Source organism: Dictyobacter alpinus, from assembly GCF_003967575.1.
Classification (GTDB): Bacteria; Chloroflexota; Ktedonobacteria; order Ktedonobacterales; family Ktedonobacteraceae; genus Dictyobacter; species Dictyobacter alpinus.
In genome coordinates, this window is the sequence record NZ_BIFT01000001.1 from 3,385,391 (window position 1) to 3,407,866 (window position 22,476).

Genomic DNA, 22,476 nt, shown 5'->3' on the forward strand with positions numbered 1-22,476 from the left:
ACGTCAGGTTGCACTACAACCATGCCAGACTGGAACTTGTGACTCCTCGAGCCGGGTGAGATATTGGGATGACATGAACAACACCTCCTGGAGAGACTGAATGGTTGTCTGTTTTTTCCTTCAGTCTCTCTCCAGGAGGTGTTTTTTTACAAACTCGACCTTAAAGTTCGGGATGTCTCATATTATCATTATCCATCTATTCAGCCTGGATCAGATAAACGTTACTTGAAGCTGACTAACCAGGATTAATTGGCTTTAAGCTCACCCAGAGTAACATTGAAAGTGATCTGCTGTGTGCCACGATATACTTTGATCGATGCCGTATCACCAGGATTCTTAGCGATCAGGGCGTCTTCAAGCGATGGAATGGCATCAATGGCCTTGTTATCAATCTGTACAATGACATCGCCAACCTTCACGCCTGCTTTCTCAGCGGCCCCACCAGATACCAGTTGCGTGACATAAACACCATGGTCAACCGCCAGATTATCTTGCATCTGTAGGGTGGCATCTACGGCTGCTGGCATGATGCCGATGGCGGCACGACCAGTATGTTGTACCTGGCCAGTTGAGATCAACTGTGTCGCGATAAATTGTACACGATTTGAAGGGATGGCAAAGCCAACACCATTAGCAGGTGAGTTAAACTCCGGATCTACGGCGGTCAGGGTAGGAATACCTACCAGTTGACCTTGCAGGTCCACCAGCGCACCACCACTATTACCTGGATTGATCGGCGCATCGGTCTGGATCGCGTTAGGAATGGTGGCACCATTACCCTCGCTCACATTACGTCCCAGCGCACTCACAATACCATTGGTTACCGTTTGAGTATTACCCAGTGGATTACCAATCGCCAGCACATCCTGTCCCACACGCAATTTAGAAGAATCACCAAGAGTGATTACCGCCATATTGGTTGGTGGTGTAATCTTGATGATCGCCAGATCATCAGCGGGATCAGTACCAACTACCTGGGCATTACGAATACGGGTTCCGTCTGAAAGCACGACTTCGTCCACCACATTCGCGCCACTGATTACGTGATTGTTGGTGACGATGTAGCCACGCTTATCAATAATCACACCGGAACCCAGTGCATCACCTTTCTGGGTGTGCACAGTAATCTGCACAACCGCCGGACGCGTCTTGGCAATCACTGCTTCACGCACAGCCTGAACGTTATTGCCAGTGAGAGCTGGAATCGGCGCCTGTGGATTGCTCCCTGGCTGGAGGGTTGAGTTGTTGACGCCAGGCGCCGTCGGAGCGATCGAAGAAGATCGAAACTGCCAGCCGGCAAACAGACCAACACCAAGTACCAGCGCCATCATCAAGGCCAGGCCCGCGATAGCAGCGGCCCGCATGCCACTCCCTTTCTTACGTCCAGGACCAGGACCAGCCCCCGGGGTTGGTAGCACACCTGGACCATTAGGAGTATAACCGGCTTGATTATAGCTATTCGGATAAACCGCCCCCGGTTGTGGCATACTGTTGTTCGCTGTCGGACCCCAATAGCGATTGTCCGCAGGCTGCGCTTGCGGTCGTGACTGCGGAGGATACGCGGATGACGGAACAGCACCATAAACGTCCTCAGGCTGATTTACCGGCTGGGCGGATCCCGGTCGATATGCCCCTGGCTGCATATACTCATGATAGCGCTGTTCTTCAGTACCATAACTGCCACCTCGTGTGGGTGGAACATACGACAACCGCTCATCCTCCGGCTGTCCAGGCTGCGATGATGGGGCAGGCTGGTATGGCGTTGTTCTATCATTATGTAAATTATTTAGATCATTTGTATCTGAATTACCCATTCTGATACCTCCTCGTAAACCACTACAAACCTCCCACTACCAACATCGTCACCGTAACACATTTACAGCTCCCATGGAAATCATTGGAGCGTAATAAAACTTTCTTGTCTATACTGTATAACAAGAGCATGAAAAATCTTTATGGGATTTGTAAAAAATTTGTATGGAAAAAATTTCATCTTTTAACAGATCCCAAAGATCTATCCAACCCATTAGCAACGCACACATGAATAACTTCTATCCCACCATTATAACGATTCAGTCCATTTTGTACAAAGGGGTTGCTCATCGTAGTCGATAATGAGATAATGGGAACACTAATTGAGCAGAAGATGGAGCAGCCAAACATTGGATGAGCATACAATACAGGAGAGGGAGCAGGGAATGGCATCCCCGACTGCACAAAATACAACTATTTCTGAACATAAACAGCACACAAATTTTAAAGATAGAGAAAAGGATGCATCATTGGAGCCTGTGGTGGTTGAGCAGATACGGCGGACGGCCCATGAACACCTTCTAAACAGAAACTGGTCGCAAGCAGCCGAGGCCTTTATATATCTTCTCACTGAAGATGCTCAGGATATGGATGCATTGCTGGGGATGGCCGCAGTGTTAGATGGCATGAATCGTTTTGAGCCGCTCTATGAAATTGCTCAGGATATCCTGACTATCGAGCTGAATTCGGCGTCCGCTCTAGCATATAAGGCCCGTGCGCTCCAAAAGATGGAGCGCATCTCAGAAGCTATGATCGCCAATGACCAGGCCCTCCTGCTCAATACCAACCTTGGTCTGGCCTGGATGAATCGTAGCGGTCTACAGTTGCTCCAGGGCAAATTTCCAGAGGCGTTACGTAGTGCTCGACGCGCCGTCGAGCTATCCGACGCTGACGCTCGCGCCTGGGCTAACTATGGCGTGGCCTTACTCAATTTCAATCGGCTGGCCGAAGCATTAGAAGCCTTTGATCGCAGCCTGGAACGCGATGCCCAGCAACTCTTCGCCCTACAAATGAAAGCTGAAATTCTCTGCCGCATCGGCCGTATGCGCGAAGTCATTCCAATCATACGCCAGGCGCTCACCTTAAATCCTCAGGATGTCAAAAGCCTGACACTCGGTATACAGGCATTTCGTACCTTAGAGATGTATGAAGAACTCAAGGCATTGGCCCATCAACTGGCCGAGATGCAACCCAACGATATCCTGGTCTGGGAAAACTTTATGCGTAGCCTGCGTGGATTAGGACAATTCGAGGAAGCCAATGAAGCCCTTGACCACCTCATCGCCATGGATGCCTCCAATGTACGCTTCCTGACTATGAAGGCCGACACCCTCTTCCGTCTGGGTCGCTATCGCGAAGCCGTCATACCCGCCGACCGCGCTAAACGCCTATCGCCTGACTATGCCCCGGCCCGCCGCATCCACGAAAAATCCCTCCGCCTCATGTACCAACGCAAAAAGTAACGGCAGGTCTTGCACCTGCAACCAGTTCACGTAAGTAACGTCCTCCAAACACGTAGTCGTGTGACGGCGATCACAGCCAGACGTGTTCAGAATCTGGCCTGTGCATGGTCATACGTTGAACGGGTTGCAGGTGCAAGACCTGCCGTTACTGCTTCTTTATGCTTTTTGATCTTGTTTAGATCAGGTGATCCACGATGGATAGGAGAAGATCATCGGTTGGATGTTGATTGATGGCGCTACGCAGAGCTTCAGGGATCACGATACGGATACGGCGTTGATGTTGCTCGTAGCGGGCCAGATCGTCTGATTGGAGTCCGGTGGCTTCAACCCATTTCATAAGTGGTTTCATGCCGATTGGCGGATGCTCAAACGAGATCCAGACGTCCATTTCCCATTTCTCGGGACGTGGAATTTCCAGCAGGACTTCATAGTCGGTCACGGGCATCTGGAGGATTTCGGCGAGTTCCTGGGCCACTTTCTGCTCGATATAGCGGCGCCGATGGGCGTCCCAGAACAGCGCTTCCAGGCGGCGGAACAAACTGCCAGCGGCTGGACTCACTTCTAGGGCGACTTTATAAGGACGGCGCAACTCTAGATCGGCCGCCAGGGCTCGTGAGCTAGCGGGCATCTTGTCTCCAGCCAGCAGGGTCAGCAGGCCAGCATCGGTCAATCCCATCAGTTGTTCGGCAGTGAGTGCCTGAACGTCCAGGGCATCAAAAACTGCTCGTACCAGCATCACCTGGAAGGCTCGACTGGTGTGGTGCCAGTAAATGTTATCAAACATCTCCTGACGAGCATGCAACAGCGAGTGCAAAGGACTAATCCCTTTATGTGTCACGACCAGACAACGCTCGTCGTGTAGATCGCGATGGATGCGTAGCGAACTCAGCAGGCGCGACACATCAACGCCACCGTACGGCACGTTACAGGCGCGTGCATCACGGGGGAGATAATCCAACTTATCTATATCTAACGCTCCACTTAGTAGATGGCCGAGTAGTTCATCATCCGGTGGGAGAGGACTCGACTTGGGTGGATCGATAAAGTCAGCGACACGACCGGGTGAAAGTTGGTAGTCGCGTTCCAAAATGGTCGCGATCTCGCTTTTTTCGATAATCGAGCGTCCAACCTTCTCATGATGAATAATTGGATAACCCAGATCCTCAATGGTATGCGAAAACGGATAGTGGCCAATATCGTGTAGGAGGGCCGAGACAACCAGAGTTTGAATACTACTGATCGCGATCCCGTCGAGTCCTCCGTCCGGGCCACGTAACAGCAGGGAACGCAAAGCACGTACGGCCAGATGGTAGCAGCCCAGGCTATGTTCATAACGGGTATGTGTCGCCCCAGGCCAGACGCGATAAACAAATCCCAGTTGCTTGACTTGCTGAAGACGTAGAAATGGCGCGGTATTGATCAGTTTGAGCTCACGAGAGCCCAGTGGAATCAGATCATACAGGCTATCACGAACCGTCCCAACCGGCCGCTCATCAGGTAGGAGCGGATAACCGGCAGCATCAGTCCAATATGAACGCTCGATTGATTGTACAACGTCAGTATTATGGTTAACGGCAGGATTTTCTGTCAGTGGCGTTGCATCCAGCGCTGGCTGGCCTGACTGCTCCTGATTTAATGTGCCCTCAAAAGGCTCTTCTCGCATACTCATACTGTCATTGTATCAAAGGAAAAGGAATAATGTCTATCTTCCCAACTAGTAGGTGATGACATAGCATTTCCTGCTATGTCTGTTGAACTTGATGTATAATAAAATCAAATGATCACAGGGGTATGTGCGGCGGGCTGGTCTATGCTCGTCGCTTTTCGTATGCTATTCCACTTGGAGCCACTTGATGATAAAAGAGCCAGAGGCCATTAAAATGATTGCCATCGATATTGATGGCACACTCCTCACACCACAGAAACAGATTGCCCCGCGTACGCAAGCCGCGATCCAGGCTGCCCAGGCCGCCGGGATGGTGGTCACACTGGCAACGGCCCGGCGCTATGAAAATAGCCGCCAGTTTGCCGATATACTGGGCATTCAGATTCCGCTGATCACCTGTGATGGTGCCCTGATTCTGGATCATCCAGATGGTACGGTACTCCACACCCAACTGCTGCCTGCCCATCTGGCCCAGCAGGCCGTCGATATCCTGGTCGCCCACCAGATCCAGCCTGTCATTCACCATATCGCAGGTAGCATAGAAGAGACATGGAGTGGACACGCTGAGTTTGATAATACGGGGTTAGACGGCTATTTTCGAGAGTTCCCACAAGTCCTGCGCATGCCCCACCATCTCCTCTGTGTGGACCAGCCTGATCCTATACGGGTCGTGGCATTTGCGGACGAAGAGGCTATTGAACGTGTCGCGCCTGCCATCTCGCAGTTGCCCTGTTCCTGGAATCGCATTACACGTGGCAATTATGGTACCGCCGAGATTACGGTCATGCAACAGCAATGCTCAAAGGCGACCGGGATAGCTCTGCTGGCAAAGCATCTAGACATAGCTATGACTGAAGTCATGGCGATCGGGGATAATCATAATGATCTAGAGATGATTGAGGCTGCTGGCTGGGGTGTGGCGATGGGACAGGCACCAGAGCGTGTGAAGGCCAGTGCCAATGCGGTTACTGCCACCAATCTGGAAGATGGGGTGGCAGTAGCCATTGAGCGCTATGCTTTGTTGAGTACCCGGAACGCGGATTCAAACTCCCGTAAGCGGGCAACCTGTCTCTGATTTGGAGCCGCCTGCCAGCGCTTATCTTTGACCAGATCTAACGCTTCACTGGCATGCATACCACCATAGACGAGTGTGGCACAGGTCAGCAGAACACTGCGGCCAACGCCATGCTCACAATGGATCAGGACGTGCCCTCCCTGGCTGATATGTTCGTTGACCCAGGCTGCGCCTTCCATCAACTGCTCCACTGATAGTGGATATGTGTCGGGCGTAGGTAGATAGAGCAGGTCAATATGCTCACGAGCCAGAGCATCCTTATCATCACAGTACTCAGAGCGCGTATCCACGACATGGGTGACGCCAGCTCTATTCAGAGCCGGAATATCCTCCAGACGCACACGTCCACCAACCGCCAGGTGTTCGGTTACCCAACTCATATTTAACGTATCGGGCAAAGGAATATGTAATGCATGCGCGATCTGCTCCCCTTTAGAGTTCTCAGGAAACAGCCGGGCCGCGATACGCGTCCAGCGGCGATAGAGGAGCCGCAACACACCTGTAGTAGCCCAATGTACAAACGAAAACTTTACGCGTGGAGCCTCAGCCGCCGCGCTAGGAGGTGGCGTCCCCCCCTGCTTACTCTCATCAATTGGAGGTGGCTTTACTGAATCTGACGACATTCCTAAACTTCCCTCTTCTATGAATATGTCTGCTATTTAGTTTAGATCAATATATTTTTCTGGTATGTACACATTTAATATCTATAGCATGATCCACTACAGACTGCAAACAGCTACACGTTTGTGACTAAGTCCGAAGGGACAACCGACTTCTCGCCAGTGACAGCCTCGGTTTCAGTATCGCGGGACACAACCCGCTTTAGAGAGGCAATGGCACACTCAATCATACTATCATCGGGCTCACGGGTGGTCAGTCCCTGTAGGGCCAGGCCTGGAGCCAGCAACCAGCGTACCACGCGATAGCGATAATTGGCCGCACCCAGGCGCATCAGTTCGTAAGCGATACCCGCTACAACCGGTACCAGGACGATGCGCGCAACGATCTTGATCAATAGGGGAGGCGAACCAATAAAGGCGAATACGAAGATTGAGACTACCATCACCAGGAGCATAAAGCCTGTTCCACAGCGGGTATGCACACGCGAAGCCTGCCGCACATGAGGCACATCCAGCGGATCACCGTGCTCCATGGCATTAATGGCTTTATGTTCGGCCCCATGATAACCAAAGACCCGCTGGATATCTGCCACACGGCCAATCAAATACAGATAACCAATCAACAATACCAGGCGAATTACACCTTCCAGCGTAATGTTCAGCCAGCCATCACCGATCTGCTGGCGCAACAGACTGGTCAATAGGAGTGGACCCACAAAGAAGATGGCGATGGCAAAGGTCAGTGAGACAATCAATGGCAGGATCAGGCTGGCACCACCGATGGATTCCGGTGACTCCCTAGCTTCCTGGTCTCCAACAATAGGGGTCGGCGCACCGGCTGAAGCGGGACTGGCAGCTACTGGAGCCGCTGGATCCATGGCTCCTGAGGCGAGATTGGCTGAAATCGTCATGAGCCGCGTACCCAGCACCAGCATTTCCCAGAGGAGTACCATGCCACGTAGAAATGGGAGGCGCAAATATTTATTCTGATAAATCTTAGGCGTCAATGCCTCTTCGTATACATAGATCTCGCCCTCGGGACGCCTGACCGCCATGGCAACCGCATTGCGACCACGCATCATCACCCCTTCCATTACCGCCTGACCACCATAATAAAACTTTGCCATCTAGCAATCCTTTCGCTTCCTGTAGATCTAGATCCTATCTTTGATATTTCGACGTACAAGCCGCCTCACAGGCTTGGAGGCTTCATTGGAGATATCCTGTGTCTTCGAGAAACGACGTACCACAGAACTTCTAGTAATAGTCTTTGGTAAATGGTTATGTAAACGCCGAATACGAATCGCCGATTGGATACGTCCGGACATTCTATACTGCACCGGACGAGTTCCTTGCCTCTTCCAGACACTATCCTGTCCTGGAGCCGGTAAAAAGCTGAGAATTTTGTGGCTAATATCAAATGAGGAGGCTGGTCGACTAATGCTGCTGGCATTGGCCAGACGGCGGCGCAGTTCAGGTGAGCCAGGCTTGATGAGGCGGCGCAAAGCATCGGTCAACGTATGAGCATCGAGGGCCAGAACACCAACATCATTATGCACAACATAATCGATGTTACCCTCTTCCTGACCGGGCACATAGCCACTTAAAATGATGGGGAGATTACAGGCTAAGGCTTCACAGATGGTGCCAGGACCAGCTTTGGTAATGATCACATCGGCTGCATGCATCAATTCAGGCATATTATGTACGAAGCCAAAGATCTGGGCCGGCACATGAAGACGTGCGCGTGTACGCTGTAACTGGGCATAGAGTTTTTTGTTGCGGCCCGTTACCACCAGTAACTGTACCGGTAGGTGAGCCTGAGAAATAGCGCGTACCGCGGCATGCAGGCCGCCAGCTCCATCACCACCACCAACCAGCAAGACAACGGGTAAATCGTGCGAAAGGCCAAATTTTTTACGGAGTTCTTCCTTTGGAGCCACTTCACGTGTATATTTGGGATCAATCGGCATGCCCAACATATGCACGCGTCTAGGATCTAGCTTGCGCGACAGATAGAGCTGCTTTGCCTGCTCTGTTGGCACAATATAGGCATCAGCACCTGGCGCAAACCAGGAGAAATGGACACTAATCAGATCGGTCACGACCGTGATAAAAGGAATCTTCAAACCTAGCTGGCGCAAGGCTCGGATCGTGACAAAATTAATCATCGGATGGATCGAGACAACCACGTCCGGCTGAATAGTCGTAAAGAGTTTCAATAATCCATTAAAAATAAGCGGGGTTGCCAGGCTCGTCATCGCCATTACCGTGCCTTCACGATTACTGCGATGAAAAAACTCGCCAAACAATTTTGGATTATAACGTATCGTTGGTCCATAGAGTTTGACCGCCTCACGTAACGGGAAACGGCTGTACTCCTCAAACACATCAACAATCTCGATACGATAAGAGGAAGGTGGAAGCTCGCCTCCTGTTGCTGGTTGCTGTGCCAGCCATGCTTCCTGTTCGCGCTGCGAAATAAGACGGATGGCATTACTGATCGCGTTGGCCGCACTCCGGTGCCCCGCGCCAGTATCAGCAATCAGGAACAGAATAGTTCTTTGCGTTGGATCGCTCAGTTGACTCACCCCCCCTGCAATTTACAAAAAAAGTAACGCATAGCGAAATAGGGATAAAGGCATGTTTCTACTCACCTTTATCCCTATACGACTACTCCCTGGTAATGAACTACTCATCCTTAAGGTTGAAGCGTTTGCGGAAGCGCTCCACACGACCGGCGGCGTCAAGAATACGCTGCTGACCAGTAAAGAAAGGATGGCACTTCGAGCAAACATCAACCTTCAACACAGGCTTCGTGCTCATTGTCGTAAATGTGTTGCCACAAGCGCATTGCACCGTGGATTCAACATAATTTGGATGGATTCCTGCTTTCATAATATCTCCTGGATATCAACACTTATGGCTTCGCTGCTTGGAAGGCCTTGTTGTTTGCTGCACCTCTGCCTCCCTCACCTCTACAACCTGCAAAATGCTCATAGCAATGCAAGCATGATTGTACATGCAAGGCTCATCTTCGTCAAGATGTCACCCTCAATAAGGCAGGATTTTCGCCTCCCCAAATGCCTTATCAATCATGCTCTCACCTATATCGCGCACCAGTAAGGATCAAATCCAGCAGCATTACTAGTGCGTACTATTTCATTCATTCTGTTATAGATAACACAATCTATTGTCATTTTATGCCCACTTCTTCGGAGCAATCAAAAGATGAAAGAAAAGGTAAGGTACGTATAGGATAGTTCCCCAGATAGTTATGATGATGAGCGCGTCAAATACGATATGGACACGCATGTAGTCGCTCAGGTAGTAGCCACCAAGGGTGGTGAGGATCAGAGCAAACCAGACGGTGAGGACGATCAGTCCCATGGCTTGAACGCTCAGATGCTTACGGGTACGGGACCAGCACAGGAGGCTGATCCAGATGATTGAGCCATAGGGGAAGAGAACGTTGAGGGCATAGAGCCTGCGATGCAGCGACGATAGGACGCTAACGGCCTGCTCTGTCCAATTGTGCTGTGGAATATTCAGAGGCGAGGCTGAAATGCTGACCGGATAATAGCTGGTCAGTGACTCAAAGAGCAATGGTATGGTCTTGCCGATAAATTCAAAGGGGTGGCGCCAGATGATGGCGCGGGCGAAATCCCCCACTGGCTGGGCATTATTACGACCAAGTTCGGGATGTTTGCCAAGTAGTTGATAGGGAGAGAGATGGGTATGGGTCACATTGAAATCAATGATGCGTTGTATATGCTCATAACCCGGAGGGGCTTCGTTCTGCATATGGTATTGCATTACTTTGCCGATCAGGTTCATGTTTTCGACGCTGGTTAAGCCAAGGTAATGATGGATAAAAAAGTTGCAGCCGATATAGATCGCTAACAGTGCATAGAGAACGATGGCGACACGCACCATGCTCAATAGCTTTGAGCGAAATTCGCTACGCCGATAGCCATTCCAGAGGAGGTATGCAAATAAGAGGATGGGAAAGCTAGCCCACTCGGGTCGGGTAAAAAACAGGAGGGCCAGGAAGAGCCCCAGCCATTTTAAGAGGGCCATATTGCCGCTACGCATGATACAGATGGCCAGCAACAGGCTGCTCAGCAGCAACCAGAGGGAGAGTCCTTCAGTCATCAGAGTTTTGCTGTAGGAGATAAGGATAATGTTGGTTCCGACCAGTAAGCTAATACAGCACGCGATCCAACTTTGCTTGAAGAGGAGCAGAGTTAGTACATAGAACTCTATCACAGCACATATAAAAAGAATCCCCTGGACGATGCTTACAGCGAACAGATTCTGTGGGCCAACAAAAAGGCTGATGAGGAGTAGAAAAAGCGGGTATGTCGGTAGCCGAAAGACATTGATGGGATTTCCAGTTGTGCGTAATTGTTGGGCGAAGTTCACATATCCAGGGGTGTCAGCGGTCAGCTCAGCATAAGGATGATACAGATAGTAGCTACACACGGTAAAGACGGTGAGCACTACTACTATTCCTGCCGGGAGCAGGTTCTTAATGGTATATAAAACAGCCGCATTTCGTGTTAAGGCCGGAGAGAAGGATGAAGCGAAACTTTTCAACACGCTCGATCTCACTTCCTTGTAAGTAAAAAAATTAGACAGTGATGTACATTGGCATCTGTGGTAAACTAGGCATGACGCAGTACTGATTATCCCACTACGTAAACAAAAATGCGAGCTCATATTTATGAGCTCGCGCCATGTCATGTGCGAAGATCAGTTCACTTCCATGTTAGCGCATACATAAGGGAAATATTTATTCATGATTGAGCGATATTCAAGAGCAGAGATGGCCGCCATCTGGTCATCCAAACACAAAACAGATAAATGGCTTCAAGTAGAGCTACTGGCCTGCGAAGGCTGGGCACGCGAGGGCGTCATTCCTCAAGAGGCGATCGAGAAGATTCGTAAGGCCGAGTATAATGCTCAGCGTATGCAGGAGATCGAGCAGGAGACACATCACGATGTGATCTCGTTCCTGCGCTCGATCCAGGAACAATTGGGTCCTGAGGGCCGCTTTATCCATCTGGGTATGACTTCTTCCGATGTACTGGACACTGGTCTGGCCGCGCAGCTTAAAGAGGCCGGCGCGATTTTGACGGCTGGCCTGGCGACCTTGACCGATACCATCGCGAAAAGGGCCGTTGAACATAAATATACGTTGATCACGGGCCGCTCCCATGGTATCCATGCTGAGCCGATGACCTTTGGTTTGAAGCTGGCCCTCTGGGTTGATGAATTGCGTCGCCACCAGACACGTCTGGCGGCCGCCATTGAGCAGGTTACCGTCGGAAAAATATCTGGTCCGGTTGGTACCCATGCCTCAATACCACCACAGATCGAGGAATATGTCTGTGAACAAATGGGACTTGGCGTGGCTCCGATCTCGAATCAGGTTGTACAGCGCGATCGCCATGCTCACTTTATGACGACGCTGGCTCTGGTCGGTAGTTCGCTAGAGAAGATGGCCCAGGAGATCCGGCATTTACAGCGAACCGAGTTGAGCGAGGCCTTTGAGCCCTTTGGTTCGGGTCAGCAAGGTTCGTCAGCGATGCCGCACAAACGCAATCCTGAACTGTGCGAGCGCATCTGTGGACTGGCCCGCCTGCTCCGTGGCTATGCGGTAACGGCGATGGAGAATGTAGCCCTCTGGCATGAGCGCGACATCAGCCATTCCTCAACCGAGCGCATCATTATTCCTGATGCCTGCACATTGCTGGATTATACACTGCATATCTTCAACAATGTCATGAGCGGCCTGCAAGTAGATGCCGAGCGCATGCTGGCCAATCTCAATATGACCGGTGGCCTCGTCTTCTCACAGCGCATCCTGCTGGCCTTGATCGATAAAGGCGTAGGTCGTCAGGAAGCATATAAGATGGTGCAGCGCAACGCTAAAAAGGTCTGGGCGATGACCAGTGAAGGGGCGATCAAAGGGGCCGCCCTGGTCGATGCGCTCAATCAGGATCCTGAAGTTGCCAGCTACCTCAATCCTACCGAACTGGCCGAACTCACCAATACTGACTACTACACCAAGTACATCGATACCTCCTTCAAACGTATTGGCCTGGCCTAAGAGCATTAAACATGCCAGGATGTGTGGAAGAACGCATCCTGGTTTTTTGGACAATGCCACACAGGTCTAGCTCCTCGCTACCAATATTGTTCACATCGCGATATTTCATATCCGACAACACATGCCGCTGCAAAAAATGCATGGCACCTTGAGCGATATCTCGGGTTACATTTTGTTTCGTTTGCTTTTATACTAGTTATAAATAGAAACATATTTGCAAAGGAGCGATAGGTAAATGGATTTTTCTTCGCTGGTCAGCTGGATCTGGGATGCTGGTGAGGCTTCACCACGTAATTTTTGGTTACGTTTACGTCGGTCATTTGAGTGTCCCACGGCTATTCAGCGGGCGACGCTATTGATTACGGCCGATAGTCGCTATGAACTGTATGTGAATGGACATGATGCTGGCAATGGTCCTGTGCGCTCGTTTCCGTGGGCCTATAGCTATGATGAGTATGATATTACCTCCTGGCTGCATACGGGCCAGGAGAATGTCCTGGCGGCCCGTGTGACGCATCTGGGTGATCATAGCTTTCAATATATTCGGGGCCGGGGTGGCTTTCTGTGTGAGCTACTGCTGGAGTTTGTTGATGGCACAAGTCGCCGCCTGGTTAGTGATGCCACCTGGCGGGTGTCACCTGATCCCGTCTTTGTGCGTGCGGTACCGCGTATCTGTGTGCAGCAGGGTTTTGAGGAGCAGTATGATGCGCGTACCGAAGATGGCTGGCGCGATCCCTCGTATGTCCTGTCTGAAGACTGGCAGCCAGCCACAATCATTGGACCAGTGGGCACCTCACCCTGGGATGAATTGGTACCGCGTGGGATTCCTTTTTTGACACGGGATGTGGTGCAGCCGACGAAGGTGCTGGCCCTTGAACTGGCTCGTCAGAGGCCGGGCGTGGGCTGGAGCTTTGATCTGCGCCATCGTGTGCGTGACCTTTCGCTGGGCCTGCGCGGTGAGCCTCTGGGCACGCGTGGCGTCGCCTTTGTAACCGAACTGATCGTCCAGCAGCCATGTCAGGTTACGCTTGTCAGCGCCAGTTCAGCCGATTATGAGGGGCGCGGCATCAGTTGTAGTGGTCAGCGCATTCATAACAACATCTTTGACCTTCAGGCAGGCCATAATCTCTTTGTGATTGCGGGTACCGAATGGCCGGCACTCTCTTTTCAGACGACTGAGGACCTGACCTTTTCCGCTTCGCGACTGGTGGATGATCCAACGGCCGTCTGGGTCTATCTTGGCTCCTTTGATGAGCGCGATGATACCTATCAGCGTCTGTTAGCAGCGGCCACGCCTGACGAACTGCCAGCTAGCGAGCGCATAGCTATCGCCGCTGCTGAGAATATGGAGGATATCGCGCTGATTACGCGTGCCCAGCAGTTCGCGCTCCCAGCCAGTGGTTTCTGTGATGCCAGTATCGCCGGACCCCAGCCACGCGAATTCCTGGATAGCTCGACCGCCGTCCTGGCTGAGCATATATCCGCCTTCTTACACCAGGATGCCAATTACACCCTACTCTACCCACAGTCTAACGGTGACCTGCATATAGTCGTTGACTTTGGCCGTGAAGTCGTAGGTTTTCCCGTCCTTGAACTGGATGCGCCTGAGGGCACGATTGTGGATGCCAATTTCTTTGAGGGCATCGATGCCAGCGGCATCTTTTGGACCGATATGTTGCGTAACACGTTCCGCTATACTTGTCGAGCTGGTCATCAGACGTTCCGCTCGCATCAACGCCGTGGTTATCGTTACGCTTCACTCACCTTCCGTTTTCCTACGCCTGATAGCGCACCGATCCGGCTCTATAATCTCCATACCCTCCTCAACACCTATCCGGTGGAGCGCCGTGGCAGCTTCGCCTGTAGTGACCAGCTACTCACCTCGATCTGGGACGTTGCCGCCTACACGGTCCAGTTGTGTATGGAGGATACCTATGTAGACTGCCCGGCTTATGAGCAGGTCTTCTGGGTTGGTGATGCCCGCAATTCAGCATTGAGCAATGCCGTCGCCTTTGGTGCCTATGACCTCACCACGCGTTGCCTCCTCCTGACGGGACAATCCCTCTCGCGCCGCCTGGATGCGATCAAGCCGCCACACTTACAGGGGCAGGCTCATCTAACCACCGACCACGTTGCCAGTGGCTGGTTCAGCCAGATCCCCATGTGGACGTTCCTCTGGATCTGGAATGTCTGGGAGCACTATGAGCTTACTGGAGACCGTGACATCCTGGCGCAACTCTATCCAGCGGTCCGTGAATGCTTACAGCGTAGCCTGGCATTCCTCTCGCCGCGTGGACTGATCAACTTTCCTGATGTCTGGAACCTGGTTGATTGGTCGGCGATGGACTTGACGCGTGACGGTGAGGTCACCTCATCCAATGCTTTACTTGTTGAAAGCCTGCGCCGCGCCGCCCGCATGGCTGAAGTTCTCTCAGATAACTCCTCTCAGCCGCAACAGGAGGTCCAGCAATATCGTGAGGCTGCTGAACGTATCTATAGCGCCATCAACGCCTATTGTTGGTCTGAGGAGCGTGGAGCCTATGTTGATACCGTCCGTGATGAGCAGGGCTATCAGTATCACCAGGCCCTGAGCGCCGAGTATGGTACTCATCTCGATGATCGTGCCACCTTTCTGGCGCGCACCAGGATCAGTGAGCACACCAACACGCTGGTCCTGCTCTGTAATTGCGCACCTGTTGAGCGCGTTGAGCGTATCCTTCCCCTCGTCGAGGCCGCTCAGCAAGGCAACTTCATCGGTAGCTCACCTGATCAGGCCAGCAAATTCGCCGCTGACGCCATTGTTCCCGTTGGTAGTCCCTGGTTCCTCTTCTTTACCGCCGAAACCCTCTTCGCCTATAACAGGATCGATACCGTCATCAGCCTGATACGTGAGCAATGGGGCCGTATGCTAGAAAAGGGAGCCACCACCTTCTGGGAGACCTTCCCCAACCTGACCAGTCCACACTGGAGCCGTAGCCTCTGTCACGGCTGGTCGGCAGCGCCCGCCTACTTCCTCTCAGCCCAGGTCCTCGGCATCCAGCCCGCCAACCCCGGCTATAGCCATATCCGTATCGCCCCCCATACCAGCAAACTCCAATGGGCCCGTGGCACAGTCCCCACCCCCCACGGCGACATAACCCTCAGTTGGACTCATCAGCATGCCACCCTCGGCATCGAAGTCTCCCTCCCCCCCGGCACCACCGGAGAAATCATCCTCTCCAATACCACCTATCCCATCACACCCAACCAGACCCACTATAGCTTCCCTCTACACCCCGCATGAGCTCCCCCCAATTTGTTGAAGCAGAGCTCGACCCTCCTCCAGCCACCCGAAAAGCGAGGTTCGACCCTCCTCCAACCCCCCGAAAAGCGAGGTTCGACCCTCCTCTAAACCCTATGGAGGAGCGAGGTTAGATCCGCTCCAACCCCATGGAGAAGCGGGACTCGACTCTCCTCCTACCACCGCATGAAAAGCGGGGTTGCAAGGGGCAGCCAGCCCCTTGCCGGGGTCCGAGGGGGTGTCCCCTCGCTCCCCCTCCTCCCATCCGCCGCCGCTTGCGGCGGCCCACAAATAGGTGGCCATGCCACCACAAATAGATTGCCGTTTTACGCCATTCGTGAAAGAATAATAACGAAGTAAAGGATAATAAAGATACTCAGATCTTGTTGTTCTAAAATAAGAGTTAAAAGGGAAATGTATGCAGATAAATATTCCGCAAAGCTGGCATGAGCATCTGAACGATGAATTTGAAAAACCATATTTCCGGAAATTAACGCAGTTTGTTGATGATGAGCGGCAAAAGCATGAGGTTTTCCCGCCAGAGGAGGATGTATTTTCAGCCTTTCAGCATGCACCTTATGATAACGTGAATGTTTTCTTGTTAGGACAGGATCCTTATCATGATAACAATCAGGCTCACGGCCTCTGTTTCTCCGTGCGCCCAGGCATCAAGCCACCTCCTTCTCTGGTAAATATGTTTAAGGAGCTGCGTGAAGACCAGGGCTGCCGCATCCCCAATATCGGATATCTTGTGCCCTGGGCGGATCAGGGAATCTTGATGCTCAATGCGGTCCTGACCGTACGGGCCCACCAGGCGAATTCACATAAGAATCATGGTTGGGAGACCTTTACAGACCATGTGATTAAGGTGGTAAATGCGAAGGAGAGTCCGGTGGTCTTTGTGCTGTGGGGTGGTTATGCGCAGAAGAAAAAGGCCCTGATCGATACGACCCGCCATACCATTATCGAGTCGGCCCATCCTTCACCCCTATCGGCGCGTAATGGCTTTTTTGGCAGCCGCCCATTTAGCAAAATCAATCAGGCTCTACAGGCCGCCGGTAAAGCTGAGATCGACTGGCAGATACCGGATCTCTAGGCAAGATGGCATTGACTGGCTTGTATCTCAGCCGTAAGATGTGACGTGTAAAGAATATAAGCATATGGGGATGGAAGTAATACTCATGTATATCCATCCCCCACCTTTTATTTATGTCCTATCTTGCGACAGAGAAAGCAGTATAAATCATGACGCCAAAAAACAAAGGCTTCTGGATTCTTGTGGCAACTATTCTGGGTTCTAGTATGGCCTTTATTGATGGTAGCGTGGTGAATGTGGCGCTACCACGGCTCCAGGGGGACCTTAACGCTAGTGCCGCCAGTGTCCAATGGGTTGTCGAAGCGTATTCCCTCTTCCTGGGTTCCTTGATTCTGGTGGGAGGCTCGCTCGGAGATATTTATGGTCGTAAGCGTATGTTTGGTCTGGGTATTATTATCTTTATGCTCGCCTCGATCTGGTGTGGTCTGACCACAGATATTACCCAGTTAATCGTAGCTCGTGCCTTCCAGGGTATTGGTGGCGCATTGTTGACGCCTGAGAGCCTGGCTATTCTGCGTGCCTCCTTTAATGAAGCGGATCGTGGCAAAGCTATTGGACTCTGGTCTGCCTTCTCGGCTATTACCTCAGCCCTTGGACCCGTCATTGGTGGCTGGCTTGTCCAATATGCCTCCTGGCGCTGGGTCTTCTTTATCAATATTCCGTTGGCTGTGATTGTGCTGATCGTACTCTTCTTCTTCGTCCCAGAGAGTCGCGGTGAGGAAGCCGAGCGCCACCTGGATCTAGCCGGAGCTATCCTGGCCACGCTTGGACTGGGCTTACTCGTCTTTGGGTTGATCGAAGCCAACACCTATGGCATCACCAGTCCTATTGTGATTGGGTGTGTGCTGATTGGTATTGCGTCCCTGGTCGCCTTTATCCTGGTTGAGCGCCGTAGTCGTGCTCCAATGATGCCCTTACAACTGTTTAAGTCTCGTTCCTTTAGCGGCACCAACCTGTTAACCTTCTTCCTCTATGCAGCCCTGGGAGCCTTGTTCTACTTCTTACCCTTCAATCTGATTCGTGTTCAGGGCTACTCGCCTACCTTTGCTGGTTCGGCCCTGCTACCCTTTACAATCCTTATGTTCTCACTTTCTCGCTGGTCTGGTGGACTCGTCGCTCGTTATGGGGCACGACTCCCTCTGGTGATTGGACCAATTCTTGTTGGACTGGGCTATATCTTGTTTGCTATTCCTGGTATTGGTGGTAGCTACTGGACCACTTACTTTCCGGCTATTGTGGTGTTAGGTCTGGGTATGTCGGTTACGGTGGCCCCGCTAACCACAACCGTTATGGGTGCGGTCGAAGACAAATATGCTGGTACCGCCTCTGGCGTCAATAATGCCGTGGCGCGTGTGGCTGGACTGCTGGCCATCGCCGTCTTTGGACTGATCGTGCTATCATCCTTCAACCTTGCGCTGGATAATCGTCTGGCTAGCCAGAATGTACCGGCGGCTACCAGTCATTTGTTGGATAATGAGCGACCCAAACTGGCCGATGCCGTCGTGCCTACCAGTGTAGATGCGTCTATGCGCGCCCGCCTGCAGCAAGATATCTCGGAATCCTTTATTAGCAGTTTCCGTGTTGCCGCGATCATCTCGGCCGGACTCGCCTTTATTAGTGCTATCTGTGCGGCCCTGACCGTACCTTCAAAGCGCAAAGCTATCCTGAAAGCCAAACAAGAGCGACAATGTGGGGACAATGGTTGTACACTAACGTATGCCCATAGTGAAGTCGTTTCACCTTCGGATAAGGATGCACCTGTAGCAGGGAGTAGCCCGAAATCCTGACACTGTTGTTCTACGTTTGTTGTGTAGGAGAGTTTTTTGATGGCAGATACACAATCCATTTCGATTCTATCTCTGGATGTCGGTACATCCTCAACCCGAGCCTTGCTATTTGATAACACAGGCAAAGCTATCCCGGACATGGTTTCACAACTGACCTATCAACTGACCACATCGAGTGAGGGGGAAGTCTCGGTTGATGCCGACCATCTGGTTGATGTGGTGGGCCAGACCATCGATGAAGTCTTAAAAAAGGCCGGAAAGCTATCTGCTCCCATTGGCGCGGTGGCCATCGATACTTTCTGGCATAGCTTACTGGGAGTTGATGAACATAATCAGGCATTGACTCCCGTGATTACCTGGGAGGACACCCGCGCCTTCGGGACGGCCCGTGAGTTGCGCAAGCAGTTTGATGAGAAGACGGTACACGACCGTGTGGGCGTCCGCTTCCACGCCAGTTACTGGCCCGCCAAGTTACGCTGGCTTGCGCAGAACCAGTCTCAGGTCTTTAAACGCGTCAAGCAATGGATCTCCTTTGGTGAGTATCTGCACCGCAAACTACTGGGCAAATCTATTTGTAGCCTCTCAATGGCATCCGCCACTGGTATGTTAGCTATCAAGACGCGGCAATGGGATCCAGAATTAATGAAGGCGCTGGAAGTACAGCCCGAGCAACTGCCGAAGATTGGTGATTTTAAGGATGCTATCCAGGGTCTGCAAGGGGATTATGCTAAACGCTGGCCTGCTCTGAATGCCGTGCCCTGGTATGCGGCCATCGGTGATGGTGCCTCTGCCTGTATCGGTACCAATTGTGTCGCCGCCAAAAATTGGTCCCTGACCATGGGTACCTCCAGTGCCATTCGCGTTGTGGTCGCCCCCGATCGTATTTCAGCCCCGCCATTAGGCCTCTGGCAATACTATATCGACGAGAAGCGTGCCGTTTTAGGGGGAGCAATGAGTGAAGGCGGCAACCTGCTGGCCTGGCTCACAGACTCCTTCAAACTACCGGCCCTGGCAGATGCCGAGCCCCTGGCCGCCGCCGTCAAGCCCGATAGCCATGGACTCACCATTTTACCCTTCCTCTCAGGTGAGCGCAGCATCGGCTGGCACGCAGAGGCCCGTATGACCATCTCTGGTCTCTCCAATCACAGCACGCCCGCAGAGATATTGCGTGCCGGCATGGAAGCCCTGGCTTACCGCCTCAGCGTCATCCACGGCCAACTCCTGAAAGCCCTCGACATGAAGCCAGCCGATCACCATCTCATGGCCAGTGGAGGAGTGCTCTTCCACTCTCATCTCCTACGACAAATCGTCGCCGACACCCTCGACACCACCATCTACCCTTCGCGTGAGCAAGAAGCCTCCGCCCGTGGAGTCGCCCTCCTCGCCCTGGAAGCCCTCAACGCCATCCCCCACGTTGCCTCCGTCGAACCCGTAATCAAAGACGCCACCCAACCCAATTCCAACGACGGCAAAATCTACCGCAAAGCCGTCGCCCGCCAGGACGACCTCTACCAACGCCTCCTCGCCGACTAACAAACATCCCATACCGGACCATTTTCCCACAAATGGCCCGGTATACCCCCATTACATGCAATAATAAATAAACGAGCAGTAGCGGCAGCCCTCGTGGCTGCTCACCTCCCTTTACGAGCGTAGCTAGCAAGCACCATACGCTCACCCTCCTCCAAGCCCCGCTCAATGACAACCATCGTCCACCTTCACCTGCGTCAATGTGGATGGCATAAGGTCACAGAGGGAGGTGGACGATGGTTGTCATAAATGGAGGCTGGAGGGTAAAGTGCGCTCATGGTGTGAGCGGCTACGCTCGATGGGGAACGTGCGCAGCCACGAGGGCTGCCGCTACTGCTCGTTTATTGTTTCTTTGATTTTTACGGGTTTGTAATCGAGTAATTTTATTAGTGTCTGTTCTACGTGGGCGAGTTCGGAGATATGAAAGATACCCATACAATAGTGGTCGGGGCGGGCGATGAGGAAGCGGTCTGGTTGCTGTTTGAGCAAGCTAGCGAGTTGTCCGCTTTCATCGGTGATTGTATGGATGTTTCCTATATTCTTTGATTGGCGCTCTACAGATTTTGTGGTGGTGAGGCAGATATATTGGGTGGCTAGTTTGCTCCAGAGTTTGTGTGTGAACGGTTCGAATGCCTGGACTGGATTATCGGATATTCTTAGGATGGAGAAGGCGTTGCCCATAACCTGATCAAGAAGCAGGCGCTGGCCTGCGCTGTCGCTGACGAGTGGTTGTGGTATGAGTTTGCCGGTCCATGGGCCTCCATGGGGGAGTAGGAATCCTGAGCGATAGTGGGGCTGCGGTTTGACTTCCATGTCGGTGAGCAGGCGGCGCAGTGGGGGGATGCTGTGGATAGCATTTAGGACCAGATCACGCGCTATTGCTAGCGGTTGCCATGTGGGCATGATCAGGCTACCTAGTGTGGAGGAGAACATGATCATTTGGATAACATGCGGTAGTCGTTCCTGCTGATAGCTAGCGAGAATCTGTGGTGTGGTTTGCTGCTGGATGACGAGTTGAAGCTTCCAGCATAGATTGCTGGCATCGCGTAGACCGCTATTCATGCCCTGTCCACCGAATGGCGGCATCTGATGGGCGGCATCTCCCATTAAGAAGATACGCTGGCCGACTGAAAAGCGCTCGGCGATGGTGGTGTGGAAGGTATACATTGTCTTTCGTATAGTTTTGGTGGCCATGGATGATATGCTGGTCCGATCTTTTGGGGGGAGGCTGTGGAGTGCCTGCTGGATACAGTGGGCGATTGCTACTTCAGAGAGCAGGTCTTCCTCCTGTTCATCTGGTTTGAGCATAAACTCCCAGCGTCTTCCTCCATTGGGGGCAGGCACCGTGACAGCAGGCCGGGCTGGATTGCAGAAGAAGATAATTGCTGGGGCAGCAGCCATGGTATCAACCGTATCGACGACCAGCCAGCGTTGACTACGTTCTTGCCTGGACCTTTTACTGGATCTACGGCCACGCCCGCGTAAATCCAGCAGTTGCCAGAAGCGTACGGACCGCAAGGGAATCTCTAATTGCTGGCGAATAGCGCTACGACCACCATCGCAGGCCAGCACATAGGCAAACTCTAGCTCTTCTATGCTACCATCGCGTTTTTCAAGTTGTAGTGTTACGCCATGATGATTATACGCAAGTGCTTTGACGTTGACTTCAAAGTGGATCTGGACACAGGAGAAGCGTGCCAGTCCTTTAAGGAGGATCGCTTCAAAGGTTGGTTGGTGGAAGGTCGAGATCTGTGGATAGCCATAGGGGTGTTGCGCGGGCGCTATCTTGACCAGGTAGCGACCACGTGAAACATAGTGGGCCGCCCGATTCAGCAAGGCATGCCCACAAATCTCCTCGACCAGTCCAATTGCCTGGCAGATCCGTAATCCTTCATCATCGATAGTAATGGCCCGAGGATGATCTGTCAGGCCAGGATTACGCTCAAGTAGCACTGTCTCAATACCAGCCTGTCCCAGCAGGTTGGCGGCCAATAGTCCGGTTGGTCCGGCTCCCACAATAGCAACGCGCACC

Annotated in this window: 15 protein-coding genes; 7 read left to right on the forward strand and 8 right to left on the reverse strand. The window is 52.3% G+C overall.

Translation table 11 applies throughout. The features are described 5' to 3' along the window. Positions 1 to 245: 245 nt before the first annotated feature. The gene (locus EL633_RS13490; protein ID WP_246039130.1) at positions 246 to 1,814 is read right to left on the reverse strand and encodes a S1C family serine protease; all 1,569 of its coding nucleotides are present in this window, start codon (positions 1,812 to 1,814) and stop codon (positions 246 to 248) included. A 384-nt stretch (positions 1,815 to 2,198) separates the two neighbouring features. On the opposite strand from EL633_RS13490, the gene EL633_RS13495 reads away from it, so the two are divergent. Further along, on the forward strand, positions 2,199 to 3,275 hold the full coding sequence (locus EL633_RS13495) for a tetratricopeptide repeat protein (RefSeq protein ID WP_126627684.1): 1,077 nt from the start codon (positions 2,199 to 2,201) through the stop codon (positions 3,273 to 3,275). Between the two features lie 175 nt (positions 3,276 to 3,450). Here the strand turns inward: EL633_RS13495 and EL633_RS13500 are convergent, their stop codons facing one another. Continuing rightward, positions 3,451 to 4,938, reverse strand: coding sequence for an HD domain-containing protein (locus EL633_RS13500; protein ID WP_126627685.1), 1,488 nt, complete (start codon positions 4,936 to 4,938; stop codon positions 3,451 to 3,453). A gap of 190 nt (positions 4,939 to 5,128) precedes the next feature. Between EL633_RS13500 and EL633_RS13505 the strand changes: the two genes are divergently transcribed. Further along, positions 5,129 to 6,016: a Cof-type HAD-IIB family hydrolase gene (locus tag EL633_RS13505; protein ID WP_126627686.1), complete on the forward strand. Its 888-nt coding sequence runs from the start codon at positions 5,129 to 5,131 to the stop codon at positions 6,014 to 6,016. On the opposite strand, the gene EL633_RS13510 is transcribed toward EL633_RS13505, so the two are convergent. From EL633_RS13510 to EL633_RS13530, 5 genes are all read right to left on the reverse strand, one after another. Continuing rightward, positions 5,953 to 6,639 carry a protein-tyrosine phosphatase family protein gene (locus tag EL633_RS13510; protein ID WP_126627687.1) on the reverse strand — a complete coding sequence of 229 codons (687 nt, stop codon included), beginning with the start codon at positions 6,637 to 6,639 and terminating at the stop codon, positions 5,953 to 5,955. The two genes, EL633_RS13505 and EL633_RS13510, sit on opposite strands and share 64 nt — an antisense overlap. A gap of 113 nt (positions 6,640 to 6,752) precedes the next feature. Continuing rightward, positions 6,753 to 7,763: a DUF1385 domain-containing protein gene (locus EL633_RS13515; RefSeq protein WP_126627688.1), complete on the reverse strand. Its 1,011-nt coding sequence runs from the start codon at positions 7,761 to 7,763 to the stop codon at positions 6,753 to 6,755. Positions 7,764 to 7,790: 27 nt separating this feature from the next. Next, the gene (locus EL633_RS13520; protein ID WP_246039131.1) at positions 7,791 to 9,227 is read right to left on the reverse strand and encodes an MGDG synthase family glycosyltransferase; all 1,437 of its coding nucleotides are present in this window, start codon (positions 9,225 to 9,227) and stop codon (positions 7,791 to 7,793) included. Positions 9,228 to 9,327: 100 nt separating this feature from the next. Next, positions 9,328 to 9,534, reverse strand: coding sequence for a 50S ribosomal protein L31 (gene rpmE, locus EL633_RS13525; RefSeq protein WP_126627689.1), 207 nt, complete (start codon positions 9,532 to 9,534; stop codon positions 9,328 to 9,330). Positions 9,535 to 9,837: 303 nt separating this feature from the next. Then, positions 9,838 to 11,238, reverse strand: coding sequence for a hypothetical protein (locus EL633_RS13530; protein ID WP_126627690.1), 1,401 nt, complete (start codon positions 11,236 to 11,238; stop codon positions 9,838 to 9,840). 199 nt (positions 11,239 to 11,437) lie between these two features. Here EL633_RS13530 and purB point away from each other — a divergent pair, with 199 nt between their 5' ends. The 5 genes from purB (at position 11,438) to EL633_RS13555 (ending at position 20,447) form a co-directional block, all read left to right on the forward strand. Further along, positions 11,438 to 12,751: an adenylosuccinate lyase gene (purB, locus tag EL633_RS13535; RefSeq protein ID WP_126627691.1), complete on the forward strand. Its 1,314-nt coding sequence runs from the start codon at positions 11,438 to 11,440 to the stop codon at positions 12,749 to 12,751. A 235-nt stretch (positions 12,752 to 12,986) separates the two neighbouring features. After that, the gene (locus tag EL633_RS13540) at positions 12,987 to 16,034 is read left to right on the forward strand and encodes a family 78 glycoside hydrolase catalytic domain (RefSeq protein ID WP_126627692.1); all 3,048 of its coding nucleotides are present in this window, start codon (positions 12,987 to 12,989) and stop codon (positions 16,032 to 16,034) included. 415 nt (positions 16,035 to 16,449) lie between these two features. Then, positions 16,450 to 17,127: a uracil-DNA glycosylase gene (ung, locus tag EL633_RS13545; protein ID WP_126627693.1), complete on the forward strand. Its 678-nt coding sequence runs from the start codon at positions 16,450 to 16,452 to the stop codon at positions 17,125 to 17,127. Positions 17,128 to 17,276: 149 nt separating this feature from the next. Beyond that, complete coding sequence (locus EL633_RS13550) at positions 17,277 to 18,914, forward strand: MFS transporter (protein WP_126627694.1); 1,638 nt, start codon at positions 17,277 to 17,279, stop codon at positions 18,912 to 18,914. A 39-nt stretch (positions 18,915 to 18,953) separates the two neighbouring features. Beyond that, positions 18,954 to 20,447: a gluconokinase gene (locus EL633_RS13555; RefSeq protein WP_126627695.1), complete on the forward strand. Its 1,494-nt coding sequence runs from the start codon at positions 18,954 to 18,956 to the stop codon at positions 20,445 to 20,447. 327 nt (positions 20,448 to 20,774) lie between these two features. Here the strand turns inward: EL633_RS13555 and EL633_RS13560 are convergent, their stop codons facing one another. Continuing rightward, positions 20,775 to 22,475 (reverse strand): FAD-dependent monooxygenase, encoded by a 1,701-nt coding sequence (locus tag EL633_RS13560; RefSeq protein WP_126627696.1) that lies wholly within the window; start codon positions 22,473 to 22,475, stop codon positions 20,775 to 20,777. Position 22,476: the final 1 nt, after the last annotated feature.

Coding starts and splice junctions, on each gene's coding strand:
- EL633_RS13505 (WP_126627686.1), top strand. CDS start 5,129: ATGATAAAAGAGCCAGAGGCCATTAAAATGATTGCCATCGATATTGAT.
- ung (WP_126627693.1), top strand. CDS start 16,450: ATGCAGATAAATATTCCGCAAAGCTGGCATGAGCATCTGAACGATGAA.
- EL633_RS13515 (WP_126627688.1), bottom strand. CDS start 7,763: ATGGCAAAGTTTTATTATGGTGGTCAGGCGGTAATGGAAGGGGTGATG.
- rpmE (WP_126627689.1), bottom strand. CDS start 9,534: ATGAAAGCAGGAATCCATCCAAATTATGTTGAATCCACGGTGCAATGC.
- EL633_RS13500 (WP_126627685.1), bottom strand. CDS start 4,938: ATGCGAGAAGAGCCTTTTGAGGGCACATTAAATCAGGAGCAGTCAGGC.
- EL633_RS13510 (WP_126627687.1), bottom strand. CDS start 6,639: ATGTCGTCAGATTCAGTAAAGCCACCTCCAATTGATGAGAGTAAGCAG.
- EL633_RS13495 (WP_126627684.1), top strand. CDS start 2,199: ATGGCATCCCCGACTGCACAAAATACAACTATTTCTGAACATAAACAG.
- EL633_RS13550 (WP_126627694.1), top strand. CDS start 17,277: ATGACGCCAAAAAACAAAGGCTTCTGGATTCTTGTGGCAACTATTCTG.
- purB (WP_126627691.1), top strand. CDS start 11,438: ATGATTGAGCGATATTCAAGAGCAGAGATGGCCGCCATCTGGTCATCC.
- EL633_RS13490 (WP_246039130.1), bottom strand. CDS start 1,814: ATGGGTAATTCAGATACAAATGATCTAAATAATTTACATAATGATAGA.
- EL633_RS13555 (WP_126627695.1), top strand. CDS start 18,954: ATGGCAGATACACAATCCATTTCGATTCTATCTCTGGATGTCGGTACA.
- EL633_RS13540 (WP_126627692.1), top strand. CDS start 12,987: ATGGATTTTTCTTCGCTGGTCAGCTGGATCTGGGATGCTGGTGAGGCT.